Annotated in this window: 1 protein-coding gene; it reads right to left on the bottom strand. The window is 34.3% G+C overall.

Annotation, left to right across the window (positions count from 1 at the left end):
* Window positions 1-1,589: hypothetical protein (locus tag EII29_RS12250; protein ID WP_158612532.1), on the bottom strand; the 1,589-nt coding region annotated here is incomplete at its 3' end.
* Between the last annotated feature and the right edge of the window lie 51 nt (window positions 1,590-1,640).

The raw sequence follows: 1,640 nt of genomic DNA, 5'->3' as shown, positions 1-1,640 counted from the left end.
TTTTTATAATTTCTTCTCTTATATTCTTCTAGTGATTCTCCCGTTACTTCTTTCATATCCTCTGGATTCATATACCATTCTGATATTCTTTCTATATTATTCCTATTTAGCCTCTCTAATTCTTCTATATAATTATTACTAAGCCTACTTATAGGATTAAAAGGAATATCAAAGTTTTCTGTATCTCTTGATTTCCCTCCAGAAAACGTATTATTAGTATTATTATACGCATTATTTCTTGCTCCCTCACTCATTAAACCACCTCCTGACAATAAATTTATCGAACTTAATTCTCCCCATAAGTTTCGCCAACCTTCTCTTATCATATCAATTGCTTTTTCTCTTTGTTTTTCATAATTTATCACATTATAGGGATAAACTCCCTGAATATCTTCAAACTTACTTTCAGAATTTACAAATAAACTTCCCGTCTTATTCCAAAGTGTTCCTAAAAGTTCTTTATTAGTGAGATCTCCTGTCATACCTTGGATAAATGTTGCTGTTAACATTCCTGACCTTGTTCCTACCCCTAAACCGCTTCTCCGTTTTTTATCTAACCTTTCAAAGCTATCTTCCGCCCTCTTCATATTTGACTTATGATAGCCTTTACTATAATTCACTCCTAATTGGTACCCCGATGACTTTACTTCATTTAATAATGGTAACCCCACATTCTCTCGTGCTTTACCTAATATGTAATCTCTTGAATCTTTTTCACCACCAGATTTTTTTATCCCTCCTTCATTATTCGTCAGCTCATCCATCTTGGCTCCTCCCCACATCGCTAAACCGCCTACCATCATTCCTATTGCCTGTGATAACCCCAGAAATGCAGACCCATTACTAGTCCCAAGTCCTCCACCTGACGTTATCGATATCGCCATCATACTTACATTTTCCATCACCTGTTGCAACATAAACAGTACTACCGCCATTGACGCTATCCCCTGTACACTGTTTCCCACTACTATTAATTTCATTACCTGATACGATATCCCCATCATCGCTACCGTCATAAACAATGTCACAGACTGTACTATTATTATGTTTATTCCCTTCTGACCTATATGAACCGTACTCTCCATCGTTAAAAATATCAGATAAAACATCGAAAATGTCGTCAACATCAACGCCATAAATATATTTGCTATATATGTCGCTATTATCTTCCCGCACAACCACAAACTGAATAATAACAATATTATCTTTGCTATATTCGTAAATATCGCAAAAAATGTCATAAAGCCAAATACATCCTGTAACAGTGTTAACGGTCTTGAAATAAATAAATCTGCCAATTCTCCCGGTGATATATTATTAAATTTACTGTCATTGAAAAATAATGTCCCCAATCTGTAAAACATTGTAAATATCATTTCCGTAAATTGAGTCAATAATGTTCCGCTTGAAGGTATATTCCCTATCCTACTACCGCCTATCCCCAGTTTACTACTCCCCGTTACAGGTGTTACAAGTATAAATCCTACTATAAGATTCTTTATTAAACCAGGAAGTAACATTTTAAATATAGAGTATATATCCATTCTTTCTATATTCTGTAATATCGTTCTCAATACATTTATAGTCATGAAAAATAATAATACCCCTCCACATAGCTGACTTAATTTTAAAGATACTCC

The organism is Leptotrichia sp. OH3620_COT-345 (assembly GCF_003932895.1).
GTDB lineage: Bacteria > Fusobacteriota > Fusobacteriia > Fusobacteriales > Leptotrichiaceae > Pseudoleptotrichia.
This window is presented reverse-complemented; position numbering and strand designations above follow the sequence as displayed.